The organism is Marinobacter daqiaonensis (genome assembly GCF_900115285.1).
GTDB classification, from domain to species: domain Bacteria; phylum Pseudomonadota; class Gammaproteobacteria; order Pseudomonadales; family Oleiphilaceae; genus Marinobacter; species Marinobacter daqiaonensis.
Genome location: NZ_FOYW01000002.1, coordinates 263,922 through 278,507, shown reverse-complemented (window position 1 = coordinate 278,507; position 14,586 = coordinate 263,922). Strand labels below are relative to the sequence as shown.

General features: G+C 60.4%; 17 protein-coding genes and 1 pseudogene. 8 read left to right on the top strand and 10 right to left on the bottom strand.

Translation table 11 applies throughout. The features are described from left to right. The first annotated feature begins 2 nt into the window (after positions 1-2). Both pntB and BM346_RS14045 read left to right on the top strand, forming a co-directional pair. Complete coding sequence (gene pntB, locus BM346_RS14050; protein ID WP_092014408.1) at positions 3-1,397, top strand: Re/Si-specific NAD(P)(+) transhydrogenase subunit beta; 1,395 nt, start codon at positions 3-5, stop codon at positions 1,395-1,397. Between the two features lie 76 nt (positions 1,398-1,473). Continuing rightward, the gene (locus BM346_RS14045; RefSeq protein ID WP_092014405.1) at positions 1,474-1,875 is read left to right on the top strand and encodes a DUF2721 domain-containing protein; all 402 of its coding nucleotides are present in this window, start codon (positions 1,474-1,476) and stop codon (positions 1,873-1,875) included. A 74-nt stretch (positions 1,876-1,949) separates the two neighbouring features. Here BM346_RS14045 and BM346_RS14040 read toward each other — a convergent pair whose 3' ends face one another. Then, the gene (locus tag BM346_RS14040) at positions 1,950-2,372 is read right to left on the bottom strand and encodes a CBS domain-containing protein (protein ID WP_092014401.1); all 423 of its coding nucleotides are present in this window, start codon (positions 2,370-2,372) and stop codon (positions 1,950-1,952) included. A 161-nt stretch (positions 2,373-2,533) separates the two neighbouring features. Here BM346_RS14040 and BM346_RS14035 point away from each other — a divergent pair, with 161 nt between their 5' ends. Beyond that, the gene (locus tag BM346_RS14035) at positions 2,534-3,184 is read left to right on the top strand and encodes a hypothetical protein (RefSeq protein WP_092014398.1); all 651 of its coding nucleotides are present in this window, start codon (positions 2,534-2,536) and stop codon (positions 3,182-3,184) included. Positions 3,185-3,188: 4 nt separating this feature from the next. Beyond that, positions 3,189-3,361: pseudogene (locus BM346_RS14030) on the top strand (C40 family peptidase); the annotation flags it as partial. Here BM346_RS14030 and BM346_RS14025 read toward each other — a convergent pair. Both BM346_RS14025 and BM346_RS14020 read right to left on the bottom strand, forming a co-directional pair. Then, positions 3,336-3,935 carry a CPBP family intramembrane glutamic endopeptidase gene (locus BM346_RS14025; RefSeq protein ID WP_092014395.1) on the bottom strand — a complete coding sequence of 200 codons (600 nt, stop codon included), beginning with the start codon at positions 3,933-3,935 and terminating at the stop codon, positions 3,336-3,338. The pseudogene BM346_RS14030 and the gene BM346_RS14025 overlap by 26 nt on opposite strands. Positions 3,936-4,055: 120 nt before the next feature. Then, positions 4,056-4,664: a LysE/ArgO family amino acid transporter gene (locus tag BM346_RS14020; RefSeq protein WP_092014392.1), complete on the bottom strand. Its 609-nt coding sequence runs from the start codon at positions 4,662-4,664 to the stop codon at positions 4,056-4,058. A gap of 190 nt (positions 4,665-4,854) precedes the next feature. Here BM346_RS14020 and arfB point away from each other — a divergent pair, with 190 nt between their 5' ends. Beyond that, positions 4,855-5,265, top strand: a complete 411-nt coding sequence (arfB, locus tag BM346_RS14015) for an alternative ribosome rescue aminoacyl-tRNA hydrolase ArfB (RefSeq protein ID WP_092015040.1) — start codon at positions 4,855-4,857, stop codon at positions 5,263-5,265. A 23-nt stretch (positions 5,266-5,288) separates the two neighbouring features. Here arfB and BM346_RS14010 read toward each other — a convergent pair whose 3' ends face one another. The 4 genes from BM346_RS14010 to BM346_RS13995 all read right to left on the bottom strand — a co-directional run bounded on the left by BM346_RS14010 (position 5,289) and on the right by BM346_RS13995 (position 9,326). Beyond that, entirely contained in the window at positions 5,289-7,073 is a 1,785-nt protein-coding gene (locus BM346_RS14010; protein ID WP_092014389.1) for a bifunctional protein-serine/threonine kinase/phosphatase, read from the bottom strand. Continuing rightward, positions 7,039-7,851, bottom strand: coding sequence for a formate/nitrite transporter family protein (locus tag BM346_RS14005; RefSeq protein ID WP_092014387.1), 813 nt, complete (start codon positions 7,849-7,851; stop codon positions 7,039-7,041). Before BM346_RS14005 ends, BM346_RS14010 begins: the two co-directional genes overlap by 35 nt. 344 nt (positions 7,852-8,195) lie before the next feature. Further along, positions 8,196-8,516, bottom strand: a complete 321-nt coding sequence (locus BM346_RS14000) for an antibiotic biosynthesis monooxygenase family protein (RefSeq protein ID WP_092014385.1) — start codon at positions 8,514-8,516, stop codon at positions 8,196-8,198. Between the two features lie 45 nt (positions 8,517-8,561). Continuing rightward, positions 8,562-9,326, bottom strand: a complete 765-nt coding sequence (locus BM346_RS13995; RefSeq protein ID WP_092014383.1) for an SDR family oxidoreductase — start codon at positions 9,324-9,326, stop codon at positions 8,562-8,564. Positions 9,327-9,502: 176 nt separating this feature from the next. On the opposite strand from BM346_RS13995, the gene BM346_RS13990 reads away from it, so the two are divergent. Then, entirely contained in the window at positions 9,503-10,360 is an 858-nt protein-coding gene (locus tag BM346_RS13990) for a PA4780 family RIO1-like protein kinase (RefSeq protein ID WP_092014380.1), read from the top strand. A 19-nt stretch (positions 10,361-10,379) separates the two neighbouring features. On the opposite strand, the gene BM346_RS13985 is transcribed toward BM346_RS13990, so the two are convergent. The 3 genes from BM346_RS13985 to BM346_RS13975 form a co-directional block, all read right to left on the bottom strand. Beyond that, positions 10,380-11,054: a spermidine synthase gene (locus BM346_RS13985; protein WP_092014377.1), complete on the bottom strand. Its 675-nt coding sequence runs from the start codon at positions 11,052-11,054 to the stop codon at positions 10,380-10,382. 136 nt (positions 11,055-11,190) lie between these two features. After that, the gene (locus BM346_RS13980) at positions 11,191-11,385 is read right to left on the bottom strand and encodes a hypothetical protein (protein ID WP_092014374.1); all 195 of its coding nucleotides are present in this window, start codon (positions 11,383-11,385) and stop codon (positions 11,191-11,193) included. A 101-nt stretch (positions 11,386-11,486) separates the two neighbouring features. Further along, positions 11,487-13,067 carry a PQQ-dependent sugar dehydrogenase gene (locus BM346_RS13975; RefSeq protein WP_092014371.1) on the bottom strand — a complete coding sequence of 527 codons (1,581 nt, stop codon included), beginning with the start codon at positions 13,065-13,067 and terminating at the stop codon, positions 11,487-11,489. A gap of 73 nt (positions 13,068-13,140) precedes the next feature. Between BM346_RS13975 and BM346_RS13970 the strand changes: the two genes are divergently transcribed. Then, positions 13,141-14,109 (top strand): ribonuclease Z, encoded by a 969-nt coding sequence (locus tag BM346_RS13970; RefSeq protein ID WP_092014368.1) that lies wholly within the window; start codon positions 13,141-13,143, stop codon positions 14,107-14,109. Between the two features lie 254 nt (positions 14,110-14,363). Then, a complete protein-coding gene (locus BM346_RS13965; protein WP_092014365.1) occupies positions 14,364-14,570 on the top strand; it encodes a cold-shock protein in 207 nt (68 codons plus the stop codon). Positions 14,571-14,586 lie beyond the last annotated feature (16 nt).

The following is a 14,586-nucleotide window of genomic DNA, read 5'->3' as shown; positions in this document are numbered from 1 at the left end:
ACATGAGTCCAGGATTGATCAGTGTCGCCTATGTTGCGGCAAGCATATTGTTCATTCTCAGCCTTGGTGGCCTCAGCCACCAGGAATCCGCCCGTAGGGGTAACTGGTACGGCGTGGCCGGTATTGTCATCGCCATTGGCGCCACCATCGCCGGGTTCGGCCTGGGTGATCTGACCGCAGTCATCGTGGCCATGGTGCTGGGTATTGCCATTGGTCTGCCCATGGCCAACAAGGTGGAAATGACCCAGATGCCCCAGCTTGTTGCCCTGCTGCACAGCTTTGTGGGCCTGGCCGCCGTCCTGGTGGGCTTCTCGAGCTTTATCGAACCGCTGGTGATAAAGGTGGGCGCCGAGCACACCATTAAACTGGTGGAAGTCTATCTCGGTATCTTCATTGGCGCCGTGACCTTTACCGGCTCTCTCGTGGCGTGCGGAAAGCTGGATGGCCGTATCGACAGCAAGGCCCTGACCCTGCCGGGCCGCCACTGGATGAATCTGGCCGCGGTGGTGGTTGCGATCATCCTCGGTGGCTGGTTCCTCGGAACCGACAGCATGGCCCTGGGCATCGTTCTGCTGGTGGTTATGGCCCTGATTGCCGCGGCCCTTGGAGTTCACCTGATCATGGCCATCGGCGGTGCCGATATGCCGGTGGTGGTTTCCATGCTCAACAGTTACTCGGGCTGGGCTGCTGCGGCCATCGGTTTCATGCTGGGCAATGACCTGCTGATCGTCACCGGCGCCCTGGTGGGCAGCAGCGGTGCCATCCTCAGCTACATCATGTGCAAGGCCATGAACCGCTCCTTCATCAGCGTGATCCTCGGCGGATTCGGCCAGACTTCGTCCAGCTCTGCCGTTGGCGACAGCGATCAGACCGTGCATGAAACCAGTGTCGAGGAGCTCGCCGAGGAGCTGCGCAATGCCGATTCGGTCATCATCGTGCCCGGATACGGCATGGCGGTCGCCCAGGCCCAGAACGGCGTGAGCGAGATCACCAAGACCCTGCGGGACCGGGGAGTCAATGTGCGCTTTGGTATCCATCCCGTGGCTGGCCGGCTGCCGGGCCACATGAACGTGCTCCTGGCCGAGGCTCATGTGCCCTATGACATCGTTCTGGAAATGGACGAAATCAACGATGATTTCCCGAAAACGGACGTGGTGCTGGTGATCGGCGCCAACGATACCGTCAATCCGGCGGCTGCGGAGGATCCTGCCAGTCCTATTGCCGGCATGCCGGTACTGGAGGTCTGGAAGGCCCGGCAGGTGGTTATCCTGAAACGGGGCATGGCCACGGGCTATTCCGGCGTGGAGAATCCCCTGTTCTTCAAGGACAACAGCCTGATGCTGTTTGGCGACGCCAAGGAGTCCGTTGACAAGTTGATGGGAGCGCTACGGGGCTGATTCATCGTCAATAGCGGACCGGCGCGAGCCGGTTCGCTATAATCGTTCCGAACCTTCGCACCGCGAGGATGTCCGCTTGACCATCACCACACCCGCCCTGTTATTTCCGGCCATTTCCCTGCTGCTGCTTGCCTACACCAACCGTTTTCTCGTACTGGCCCAGTTGATCCGCCAGCTCAAGCAGATGGACACCGAGGAAGATCATGCGCTGATTGCCCGTCAGATCGGCATGTTGCGGAAACGCATTACCCTTACCAAGCGTATGCAGGCCTCAGGCGTACTGAGCTTTTTTGTCTGTACTGTATCCATGTTCCTGATTTTTCTTGGACACGGTACCGCTGGTGCGGTGGCCTTTGGCGGCAGTCTGATCCTGTTGTCGATCTCTCTGCTGTTCTCACTGTATGAAATCGTGATCTCGACCAACGCGATCAACGTGGAGCTGGAAAGCTTCGAGGCAAGAAAACAGGTGGGAAAATAAGCCGGCAGGCCCCCGAACTGCCGGAGCAGGGCCTGCCAGCAGCCAGGCCAGGTATTGGCCTGTACTGCCAGGCGTCAGTGATAGTGACGGGCGCAGTTGACCAGTTTTTTGGCCATGGCGTCGTCCTGACAATGGTCGGCAATATCACCAACGGTGACAATACCGCTCAGATCCTTGTTGTCAGGATTGTTCAGAACCAGCAGCCGCTGGACATTCTGGTCCGCCATGTTCTGAATGACATTTTCGACATCCTCGTCCTCATAGGTATACAGCACCTTTTCGGTCGCGATGGTCGAGGCCTTGTCATCCAGGTTCTTGCGTTCCGCGAAAGCCCGTAGCGCAATATCCCGGTCCGTCACCACGCCGGTCACCTTGTTATCTTTCACCAGTGGCTCAAAACCGGTATTGCGTTCACTCATCGCCCTGGCCACTTCCCGGATGGAGACATCCGAATCCAGATACTGCGGCTGTTTTGTCATCACATCTTTAACTTGCATGATAGGTCCTCCATGAAGCTTGCAGTTGATATCCAGGCCACCTCTTTTTGGTGTGCCTGTTAGGTCTGTTGGTCTATGGGGAGTCTTTTCAACCCCCCGCCCGTTATCGTAATCTCACATCACCTCCCTGACATTTTGGGGGCCGACCCCAGGTAGAACCCATGTACAGCCATCGATTCCGATACCGGTCAAGAATCCGCCAGACGGTGCTTTGCCTTGCCACTGCCGGTCTGCTCACAACCACGGCCAGGGCAGAGGTGGAACTGGCGCCGCACGCGGGCTTCCGCATGGGGGGCGATGTCGAGATCCGGGAAAGCGGCAGTGACCTCACCACCGAGCTGTCATTCAAGGACTCCGAGAGTTTCGGCATTGTACTGAACGTGGACCTTGATGAGGCCGGCAAGCAGATGGAGCTGTATTTCGCCCGACAGGAAACCACCGCCAGGGCCGATGTGCTGCTGACGCCGGGCACTTTTGCGGTGGACCTCACTATTTACCAGCTACAGTTCGGCGGGCTTTACTTCCCCGGGGGCAGGACAACGGGCGGTTTTGTATCCGGGGTGGTCGGCGTGACGCGGCTTGACCCGAAGTCGTCCGGTCTTGACGAGCACCATCGCGCGTCTATTTCCCTCGGCGGGGGCTATAAACTGGCCCTGACGGAGTCGCTTCTGGCCAGGTTCGACCTGCGGGGTATCTATACCGCGCTGGACAGTGGCGGCTCGGTATTCTGCGACGGCGGCTGCACCGTGCGATTCGACAGCAGTGGCTTTTTCCAGGCGGAGATCAGCGCTGGCCTGGCCTTGAGGTTCTGACCGACGGAAAGGGGATGTGGTGTTCTTCAACATTCGTGGCAAGGAGCAGCACGCAGGCATCTTCATGGGCGATAACCGCTTTATCCATGCCTCCACCTCTGTCGGTGTCACCCAGTCGTCCCTTGACGGGTTTTACTGGCGGGACCGCGGTTCACCCAGGCCCGGCGCTTCGATTGAGACCGAACAGTCCGGGAAATCGCCGCAGAACGACAATAACCACCAGGTCATAGACGGCGTGCCAGACCATGACCAGCTGGAGGCTGTCTGAGAGCTGGTAAGCGATACCAAAGACCAGTCCCAGGCAGGTCGCCACCAAAAAATAGGCTTTCGACATGGCATGGGCCAGGCCGAAGGCCACTGCCCCCGCAATAATCCCCACTGCACTGCCCAGGTGCGCTGAAAGCCAGCCCTGAATCACACCCCGGAACAACAGCTCCTCACCGATACCCGCCAGCACCGCCAGGGCTATCAGCACCGGCCAGGACTGGCCCCGGACAAAACCATGCAGATCGCGGATATGCTGCTTGAGGGATTCCGGCGACAGGACATCAACCATCGACAACAGCAATAACACACCGTAGGTGGCGACGCCCGCCAGGGTGCCCCAGAGCAGGTACTCGCCCACCCGGAGACCCTCGGTGGCCACAGGGATGGCGAACAGCCACAGGGGAATCAGCCCCAACAGCACGATACCCGCCTGGAACAGCACACCCAGTAATGGCGAGAACCTGCGCCTGTGTCTTGCAGCCATGGAGTTTTCCTTCAATACGCAATGAGAATCCCGGGGACATGGGAACGGGAGGGCCCACTTTACCGGTTACCGGTGCAATGACAAGAAGGTCGACGCTACCGGAACCTGGCAGCCCGACCGTCAGGCCAGGCCATTCACCATCAGGTGAACCGCAATGGCGGCCATCATCAGCCCGATCACCCCGTCAATGCAGCGCCAGGCAAGCGGCCGGTCCAGATAGGGTGCCATCCTCGAACCACCCCAGGCCAGAAAGCCGAACCAGAGTACGGAGGCGCTACTGGCCCCGGCCACGAACGTGGTGGTGTTTTCCTGCTGTGCTCCCACCGCAGGGATCAGCAGCAGCGTATCAAGATAAACCTGCGGGTTCAGCAGGGTGACTCCCAGTGTGGCCAGCACCACCCCGGCCAGAGTCGGCGTGGAACCCTCGCCGGCTTTCAGTACCTGCCGGCCCCGCAGGGAACGGCCCAGGGCCTGAAGCGCCAGCCAGCCCAGAAAGACCACGCCGAGCCAGCGAAGCACTTCCAGCGCCTCCGGCAGTGCCATCAGGGCGGCACTGATTCCAAACATGCCGGCGGTAAACAGCACGATATCCGAGGCCATGCAAAGACCGGCGGACCACCAGTGGTGCTGCCGCCTGATGGCCTGACCCAGCACGTAGGCGTTCTGGGCGCCAATGGCCACAATGATCCCGCCACACACCAACAGCCCTGTGAGATAACTTTCCAGCATTTCAGCCTCTGGTTCAGATGACTCCACTTGCGGCGCAATCATAGCGGGTCAGTCCGATACTTGAAATTTCCTGGCGGGAAAGACAACGTCACGCTTCAGAAGCGGGAAAAGCCCTGGCCCCCGACCGATATTCGCCGGATTTGCTACACTGCCAGCCTATTTTGACATTGAGGCTTCGCGAATGCCCGTACTGCTCAAGATTTCCAATGCAGTGGAACTAGCCGACTGGGAGGTGGAAATCACCCAGATCCGGGCCCAGGGCGCGGGAGGTCAGAATGTGAACAAGGTGGCCAGCGCGGTTCACCTGCGCTTCGATATTCTCAGCTCCAGTCTTCCGCCGTTTTACAAGGAGCGGCTGATGGCACTGTCGGACCAGCGTATCAGCAAGGATGGCATCGTGGTGATCAAGGCCCAGTCCCACCGCACCCTGGAGCTGAACCGACAGGACGCACTGGACCGGCTGCAGGAACTGATTCAGGGCGCCGTCCAGGTTCAGAAGAAGCGCCGCCCCACCCGACCCACCAGGGGCTCCCAACGGCGCCGGGTGGACAAGAAGACCCAAAGGGGTAAGACCAAGGCCCTGCGGGGGAAGGTCATGTGATTCGCCCCGCTTTCAGGCAGACCTTACCACCCCAGGAAAGAAGCCAGCAGCGCCAGCAGCAGCAACGCACAACCCCCCTGCCAGAACGCCACCGGGTCACGCTCCATAAACGGCTTCCGGGTCCGGTTCAGAAAGTTCCGACTGGGCCGGCTCAGATCCTGCAGAAACTCGGAAAGTGCCTCATAACGGCGCGCGGGGTCCGGGTGCAGTGCCTTGCGAATCGCCTCGTCCATCCACACCGGCACATCCGGACGATCCATCCTCAGGCTGTGGTATGTCAGGGCATTGAGGTCCCGGGGATGGCGGATCCGGGGCACCCTGACGCCATAGGGCAGCTTGCCCGAGAGCATCTGGTACGTCAGCAAAGCCAGGGAAAACTGATCCGAGCGGGCCGTTGGCTCATGTCCCAGAAGGTATTCGGGCGCCGTATGGAGGGCTGCCCCCGGCACTCCCTGACCCTCCTCCGGCAATGACAGATCCATCAGCCCAGCCACCCGGGCCGCCCCGAAGTCGACAATTCGAACCGTGCCCATGGTATCGATCATCACATTGCCCGGCTTCAGGTCCTGGTGAAGCATCTCCAGGCGATGGAAGCCGCGCACCCCTCTGGCGAGCTGCCCGATAATATCCCGCACAACCGTCAGCTCCGGCTTCGGGTGATCGCGCATCCACTGCTCCAGGGTCTGACCCTCGATGTATTCAAGGGCAATGTACAGGTAGTTCCGGCGACGCTCAGGGGGGCAAGGTCTGACCACATGTGGATTGTCGATACGACGGGCAATCCACTCCTCCATCAGGAATCGCTCCAGCAGGACCGGATCCTCCCTGAGCTCAACAGCCGGCGTCTTGAGCACCACGGGGCCCTCCGTAACCCTGTCCACCGCCAGAAACACATGACTGCGATTGCTGGCATGGAGTTTCCTGATGATCCGGTAGCCATCGAAGTCCATTCGGGCATCGAGCTCCGGCGGGAACGGCAGCCCGTTCATCTGCCGGTAAAGTTCACTGGCGCCGGTTTTGTCCGATACCCGGTTCACCCTCACAACCTGAACCGTGAGGTTGTCGTCACTGCCCTGGTCCAGGGCCTGACTGACGATGGCCTGGGCTGCTTTATCCAGATCATCCCCGTGTGCGCTGATCGCGGCAGTTATCTGCTGCTGTGACAGGAACCCATGGACACCGTCCGTTGCCATCACGAAGACGTCGCCGGCTTCAAGGGGCAGGGTCTGGTAGTCAATCTCGAGCCGCTGTCCAACACCGAGCGCACGCCCCAGATAACTTTCATGCCGGGACACCCAGACCCGGTGATCGGTGGTGAGCTGCTCAAGGGAGTGCCCCTGAACCCGGTAGATCCGCGCATCGCCCACATGGAACAGATGAGCCGTGGCGGACTTGAGCACCATCACGCTGAGGGTACAGACGTATCCCCGGTCGTGATCGAAACGGAACTGGCTCTGGCGGGTCTGGGCGTAGAGCCAGGAATTGGTGGCCAGGATGACCCGCTGGGCGGATTTCCGGACGGACCAGGCGTCGGAGGTGCAGTAGTAGTCCTGCAGGAAACCGGTGACTGCGGCCTGGCTGGCCACCTGGCTGACATTACTGCTGCTGATACCGTCGGCCAGGGCCACCGCCACGCCCCGGGAGGCCAGCTGGTGCCCCGAAGGCACCAGGGCACCGTGAAAGTCCTGGTTGATGTCCTTCGGTCCCCTGTGGGTATACTGACCGACGGTGACATCCAGATCGGCACTTGCGGACTTCCCCACGTCGACAGATTCAGGCAAGGTTGCGCTTGGGCGCCGTCCGGACATGGGTGGTGTAGAGGGTCAGCCCGGTAAAGGTAAGGCCACCCACCAGATTGCCGATAACCACCGGCAGTTCGTTCCAGATCAGGTAGTCCAGCAGCGAGAAATTACCGCCCATGATCAGGCCGGAGGGGAACAGGAACATGTTCACCACGGAGTGCTCGAAGGTCATATAGAAAAACAGCATGATGGGCATCCACATGGCGATGACCTTGCCACTGACCGTGGTGGAGATCATGGCACCCACCACACCCATGGACACCATCCAGTTACACAGCACGCCTCGCAGGAAGATGGTGAGCATGCCGGCCGCGCCAAACTCCTTGTAGCCAACCGTCCGGCTCTCTCCCACTTCGCCGATTTTCTGGCCCACTTCACCCGGCTCGATCGAGAAACCGTAGGTGAAGACGATCGCCATGATTACCGCCACGGTCAGAGCGCCGGCGAAGTTGCCGACAAATACCAGCCCCCAGTTCCTGAGGATGCGGGGAATGGTCACCCCTGGCCGTTTGTCGAGCCAGGCCAGGGGCGTCAGCATGAAAACCCCCGTCAGCAGGTCAAAGCCCATCAGGTAGAGCATGCAGAACCCCACCGGGAACAGCACCGCGCCCAGCAGGGGTGAGCCGGTCTGGACCGTGATGGTGATGGCGAACGCCGCTGCCAGGGCAAGAATGGCACCGGCCATGAAGGCGCGGATCAGCGTATCGCGGGTGGACATCCAGATTTTGGACTCACCGGCGTCCACCATTTTGGTGACGAATTCCGAAGGCATCAGATAGGACATAGGGTTTTCCTCGCACGCATAAAAAAAACGGTGTCGTCCGCACGCGGCCAGTTTCTGGCAGCGGGCAGGACAGACACCGTTGTCTGTAAGTCTTTCAGGATAAGGCTGAGCCAACGTTGGCCCATGACACATCACGGCTGCTTGCAGAGAGCGTGCCAACCTGTGGAAACCCTGCTCTCAGGGCACCGGCGGAATTCGCGTGGCGAGGTTTTATCCTTTTTCCCGAAAGAATTGCACTTCAAAAGTGCGTTTTCGGAAGGAATACGCCCCCCTTAGGGGCGCACGATGCCACGGTCGCCATCTTATGAGCGAAAAAACGCGACTCCGTGGCGCCAGTGGCTCCGCTACTTCTCTTTCTGAGGAGGCATGACCACCCATTCCGGGTCCTCAAATTCGCCAATGGGCCTGATGTCCACGAATGGTGCTGCGCTGCGGATAATGGCCGCCACCTCCGGGTTGTGCTGGCCCTCCATGGCATCACGCTGTTCCTTGCTTTCCCAGGAAGCAATCGCGATAAGGGTTCGGGGATCGCCTATTTTCCGGTGCAGCTCGGTCCCCCGGGCGCCGGGGGCCCGCTGGATAATCTCGCTGGCACGCACCCAGGCGTCGGCATACTCCTCGGCGGTATGACCTTCCTTGATGTGAACTTCAAAGATGAATTTCATGAATCCTCCGGTTTCTGGCTGAGTCATAATTCCGGCAAAGCACCGTCATTCCTCGTAGATCATTTTCCGGGTCATGCCACCGTCCACCACCATGTTCTGGCCAGTGATGAAGCCGGCTTCCCCTGAAATGAGAAACCACACCATGGCCGCTATATCGTCGGCGCGGCCCACCCTGCCCGCCGGGTGCTGTCGATGATCGGTCTCGGACAGGGGCGCAACGTCGGTTGCCTCCGCCTGCAGGGCCCGCACGTCAATCCAGCCGGGGCTGATGCTGTTGACCCGCACATCCGGGCCCAGGCTGATAGCGAGGGCATGGGTCAGCGCCAGCAAACCTCCCTTGGTGGCGGCATAAGCCTCGGAATCCGGCTCTGACTGTAGGGCCCGGGTCGAGGACATATTGACGATGCTGCCGGCGGATTCACGAAGGTGCGGTGCGGCATGCTTGGCCATCAGGAAAGGCCCGGTGAGATTGACGTCCAGCCGCCTTTGCCAGACCGACAGTTCCAGCTCTTCAACCGGTCCTGTAAACGGGTCCGCCAGACCGGCGTTATTGATCAGGGCATCGAGGCGCCCGCCCCACTCCACCGCCCGGGCCACGGCCTGTCTGACCTGCGCCTCGTCAGAGACATCCGTTTCGATGAATTGTAGCCGGTCCGCCAGATCCTCACTGGCCAGCAGTTGCTCACCCGCGGCCTTATCCACATCGCAGACCACGACCCGCCAGTGCCGGCGCAGCAGGTAGCCGGCGATACCGCGGCCGATTCCCCGGGCACCGCCGGTAACCAGCGCCACTTTTTGTGCCTGTTCCATGGATTCTTCCTCCCCGTATCGGATAATTTTCAGAAAATCGATGTTTTACTGTGCCAAACATGACAACAAAACAGAAATTCCCACCCTCATCGGTTAGGATATCGCCAATCTGTCGATAAACGTTGGCACGTTGTATCCATGGTAAGTGTCCGTTTACTCAAAACCCGAAAGGTTCTATGAAAACACCGAAAAGATTACAGCCACTGGTTGATGACGGCCTGGTGGATGAAGTGCTTTACCAGTTAATGAGTGGCAAGGAAGCTCAGGTATACGTGGTGCGTTGCGGCGACGAGAAGCGCTGCGCCAAGGTCTTCAAGGAAGCCCAGAAGCGCAGCTTCAAACAGGCGGTCGAGTATCAGGAAGGTCGCAAGGTTCGCAACACCCGCCGTGCCCGGGCCATGGGAAAGAAAACCCGCTATGGCCAGAAGGAGCAGGAGGACGCCTGGCTGAACGCCGAGGTGGACGCTCTCTACCGGCTTGCTGCCGCCGGCGTGCGGGTTCCTGAGCCATTCGGCTTTGTCGACGGCGTCCTGCTGATGGAGCTGGTGGCCGATGAGGACGGCAAGGCGGCACCGCGGCTGGATGACGTCATCCTCACCCCCGAGCAGGCACGGGACTACCATGGACAGGTGATCGCCGAAGTGGTCCGCATGCTCGCTGCGGGCCTCATTCATGGCGACCTGTCGGAATTCAACGTACTGCTCGATGCCGAAGGGCCTGTCATCATCGACCTGCCCCAGGCGGTGAACGCGGCCGGCAATAACAGCGCCCAGCGAATGCTGGAACGGGACGTGGACAATATGCGCCGCTATTTCGGACGCTTCGCGCCCGAACTGCTCACTACGGACTATGGCAAGGAGATCTGGTCCCTTTACGAGTCCGGCAGACTCTACCCGGACAGCAAGCTGACAGGGTGTTTCGAACACGACACCACACTGGCCAATGTCGACGAACTGCTGGAAGTGATCGACGCCGCCAAGGAGGAGGAGTGGGAGCGCCAGGAGCGGATGCGCGACGACGACAGCGACGACTGAAACGGGAGCTGCCCGGCCCCTACCAGGCCAGCCAGATCACATGCCGCGCACCTTTACCCGGACGGTGCGCCCGCACCGTCACCGGCTCCACGGATAGCCCGGCTCTCTTGAGCCTCTCGGTGAACGCCGGGTCCTGTCCCGCTGACCAGTAGGCCAGAACGCCATCCGGTGTCAGCGCCGCCTGGGCCGCGTGGATGCCGGCGGAGGTGTACAGCCAGTCGTTTTCCTTGCGGGTCAGGCCTTCGGGGCCATTGTCCACATCCAGCAGGATGGCGTCGAACGCTGCGGGGCTCTGCCGGATCAGTTCAACCACATCCCCGATATGAACCCGTGCTCTCGGATCTTCTAATGGGTAGCCGGCAGCTCCCCCCAGCGGTCCCCGGTTCCAGCTTTCCACCTCGGGCACCAGTTCCGCGACTGTCACCTGCGCGTCGCTTCCAAGGGATTTCAGAGCCGCGGCCAGGGTGAAGCCCATGCCCAGCCCGCCGATCAGCACCCGCGGGGAAGGAAGCTCCGAAATCCGCTCACAGGCCAGGGTCGCCAGGGCATCTTCCGAGCCATGGAGACGACTGTTCATCAGCTCTCCGGTACTGCCGGCGATCTTGATGGAGAACTCGTCATTACGCTGCAGCAGGCGCAACTCCGTCCCCTTGCCGGGGATGGTGGCGGTACCAAGAAGGGTAAAGCGGGCCATGGAATGCCTCAGAGGAACAAACGGTGAGGCATCTTAGCGCGATGAGGCGGGAGGGTTCCAATAAACGGTTAAACCGGCCGCCCGTCTCCGGTAAGAGTCCGGGCGGCCAGAAGGGGACATTTGCCGCTTCGGGATCTCAGTAGGTGACGCCGTGGCGATCGAAGATTTCCTTGATCTCGGGGGCCTCTTCCTCGGGCATCATGACCCGGATCACCTGCTCGTCCTCGTCGATGAAGATCTGATCCTGGGGAATGTCACTGCCGATCAGATCATCCTTGGTATTGCGTGCCTGATCCATGTCCTTGAACTTGCCATTGATTGCCTTGTTCATGGGATTGCCTCCTCTTTAAAGGGTTACACTCTGAGAATAGAACCCAGACCGATACCTGTAAAATAGCGACAGGATCAGTCTCTGAAGTTTCAGCAGAAGGCTCAAGGCGGCGTCAGCCTCAGCACCCGTCCCTCTGCGCTGTCCGTCAGCAGGTAGACCGCACCGTCCGGACCAGTCCTTACATCTCGAATCCGCTCGTTCAGCTCCCCCAACATTACCTCAGCCTCCCGGGCCTCACCTCCGTCCAGGGTCACGCGGTGGACCTGTCGGGCCGCCAGGGCACCGACCAGCAGGTCACCCTGCCAGTGGGGGAAAAGTTCACCCCGGTAGAGTGTCATTCCGGAGGGCGCGATGGAAGGAGTCCATTGCAGCAGGGGCGGCAGGGTTCCCGGATAACGGGTGTAGGGGGAAACATGGGCCCAGGTATAATTGAGGCCGTGGGTGGCAATCGGCCAGCCGTAGTTCTGGCCCGGCCTTACGATGTTGATCTCGTCGCCACCCCTGGGGCCGTGTTCATGAACGATGAGTCGGTGGGTGTCTTCGTCGTACACCATACCCTGGACATTTCGGTGACCATAGCTGTAGATCTCCGGCAACGCATCCGGCTGATTCACGAACGGATTATCCGCGGGTACCGCGCCATCCTGACGCAGACGTACGAGGGTGCCGATATGGCTGGTAAGTTTCTGGGCCTCTTCCCGATAATCAAACCCATCACCCAGTGAAAGTACCAGAGTCCCGTCCTCAAGCCAGGCAATGCGACCGCCATAGTGGGCGGCGCCCCGCTTGGCCGGTCGGGCGCGAAAGATTTCTTGCACCTCCGTTAGCTCCATGCCCTGCAGGCGGGCACGGGCGAGGCAGGTGTGATTGGCGTCCAGGGTCCCGCAGGCATAGCTCAGGTAAACGCGGCCACTACTAGCGAACTCAGGCGCCAGGGACACTTCGAACAGGCCGGCCTGACCGGAAACGAAGATCTCCGGCATGCCGGCTACCGGCTCCGGCAACAGCTCACCGTCTGCCGAGATCATTCTCAGGCGACCCGCTCTCTCGGTCACCAGCATACCTCCACCGGGCAGAAACGCGATGGACCAGGGGTGCTCAAGCCCTTCAGCCACGGTATCTGTCCGCAGGGTATCTGCTGTCTCCGCCCGGGGAGCCTGAGCTGGTGTCAGAGCCAGCCCCGTTAACAGGACAACGGCCAGTGGGGCCGTTCCCGCCCCGGGCCCGCTCTTGCGGCTGCCTGGCCAGGAGGCAAAGAGCCAACCCGCCACCGCGGCGGTCACCAGGATGGCGAGCATGCCCATCGGTGTTCGGGTTGCGGCAAACAGCGTGGGCGCAGGGGCGACCGCATCCACCAGCTTGAAGGTGGCCCAGAGACCCACCGCCGCGGCAATGGCACAGACCGTCACACGCCAGCGTTGCAGGACATAGCGGGTGCCTGCCATGGCGACCAGTTGGGACACCAGGAAGCCGCACCCGAATATCAGCAGGTATACAGGCCCGAACAGGAACAGATCCTCCAACGTGGTTTGCAGTCTGACTCCCGCAGGAATCCTCACGCCCAGCTCCTGCAGGGCGTAAAGGTTGATCTGGGTCTGCACCAGGGAACCCAGTGCCGCCCCGACCACCAGAGCGACAACAAAAGCCAGCACGATTCTTGACCAGGGTCGGCGTTTTTCCATGAGGACCTCTCGCTGATGTATTCTGATACTCTCACTGCGACAGCATAGGCTATGGATACGTTAAGGAGGCCAGGTGGAATTCACTTTTCTGGGTACGTCGGCCGGAACCCCGACCAGGGCCCGTAATGTGACCGGTCTCGCACTGCGCCACGGCTCCGGCCGGCACTGGTACCTGGTGGACTGCGGCGAGGGCACTCAGCACAGGCTTTTGCACACCCGCTATTCCCTTGCCCGGTTGCAGGCCATCTTTATCACCCACGTCCACGGCGACCACACCTTCGGCCTTCCGGGGCTGCTCACTAGCGCCTCCATGAACGGCCGGACCGACCCGTTGCCCATTATCGGCCCGCCCCAGCTGAAAACCTTTATCGATACCAGCCTGGCCAACAGCGACTCGACCCTGAGCTTCGAACTGCGTTTTATTGACTCTGAAACGGAGGACTTTCACTGGCAGGACCGGGCCATGGACGTGACCGGTACAGCTCTGTCCCACCGTGTTCCCTGCCAGGCATACACGTTCACCGAAAGAGACCTCGAGCGCCGCTTGCTGACCGACCGGCTGGAGGCGGACGGTGTCGGAGCGGGACCGGACTGGGGCCGCCTGCAGAAAGGCGAGGATGTGGTGCGGGAAAATGGCACCGTGCTGCGAAGCGAGGACTACACCACCATCGACCGGCGCCCCCGCCGCCTGGTGGTGGCCGGTGATAACGACACCCCTGAGTTGCTGGCGGAGACCTGCCATCAGGCGGACGCCCTGATTCACGAAGCCACCTACACCCAGGATGTGGCGGATCGGGTCGGCCCCTGGCCCCAGCATAGTTCCGCGAAACAGGTGGCCCGGTTTGCCCAGGCGGCGGGACTGCCAAACCTGGTTCTGACCCATTTCAGCGCCCGTTACCCCGCCCGGGCCCCCTCAGGTCCGGTGATCAGCGACATTGCCGACGAGGCCCGGGAGGTCTATCACGGCACCCTGTTCCTGGCCCGGGATCTTGACCACTATCGCCTAAACAAGGACCACAACCTCGAGTGCGATCGAAGCTGAGGTCCCAGCGGGTCATGCGTAAATGTACCCATCGCCATAAAAACAGTAGCTTTTCCATTTCAACCGAGGTACCGTGGTCTTCGTAGGAAAGATTTAGCAAAGCAGTTCATCAATAAGACGTATCCCTGTCGTATTCAGTAGTGCACGTCCTGTTTTTGATCACGCACGTTTCTTGTTTCCGCACAACGCCGACCCCGCATCGCGACGATGTCTGGCGGCACATTACAGATGATTGATTTCAGGATATTCAAAGCATGTCTACTGTTACCGGTACCGTTAAGTTCTTCAACGAATCCAAAGGCTTCGGCTTCATTACTCGCGAAAGCGGCCCCGACGTATTCGTTCACTACAGCGCCATTCAAGGCGGTGGGTTCAAGACCCTGGCTGAAGGCCAGCAGGTAGAATTCTCCGTGACCCAGGGCCAGAAAGGTCCCCAGGCGGAAAACGTTGTTGCTCTGTAAATAACAGACCAACAGC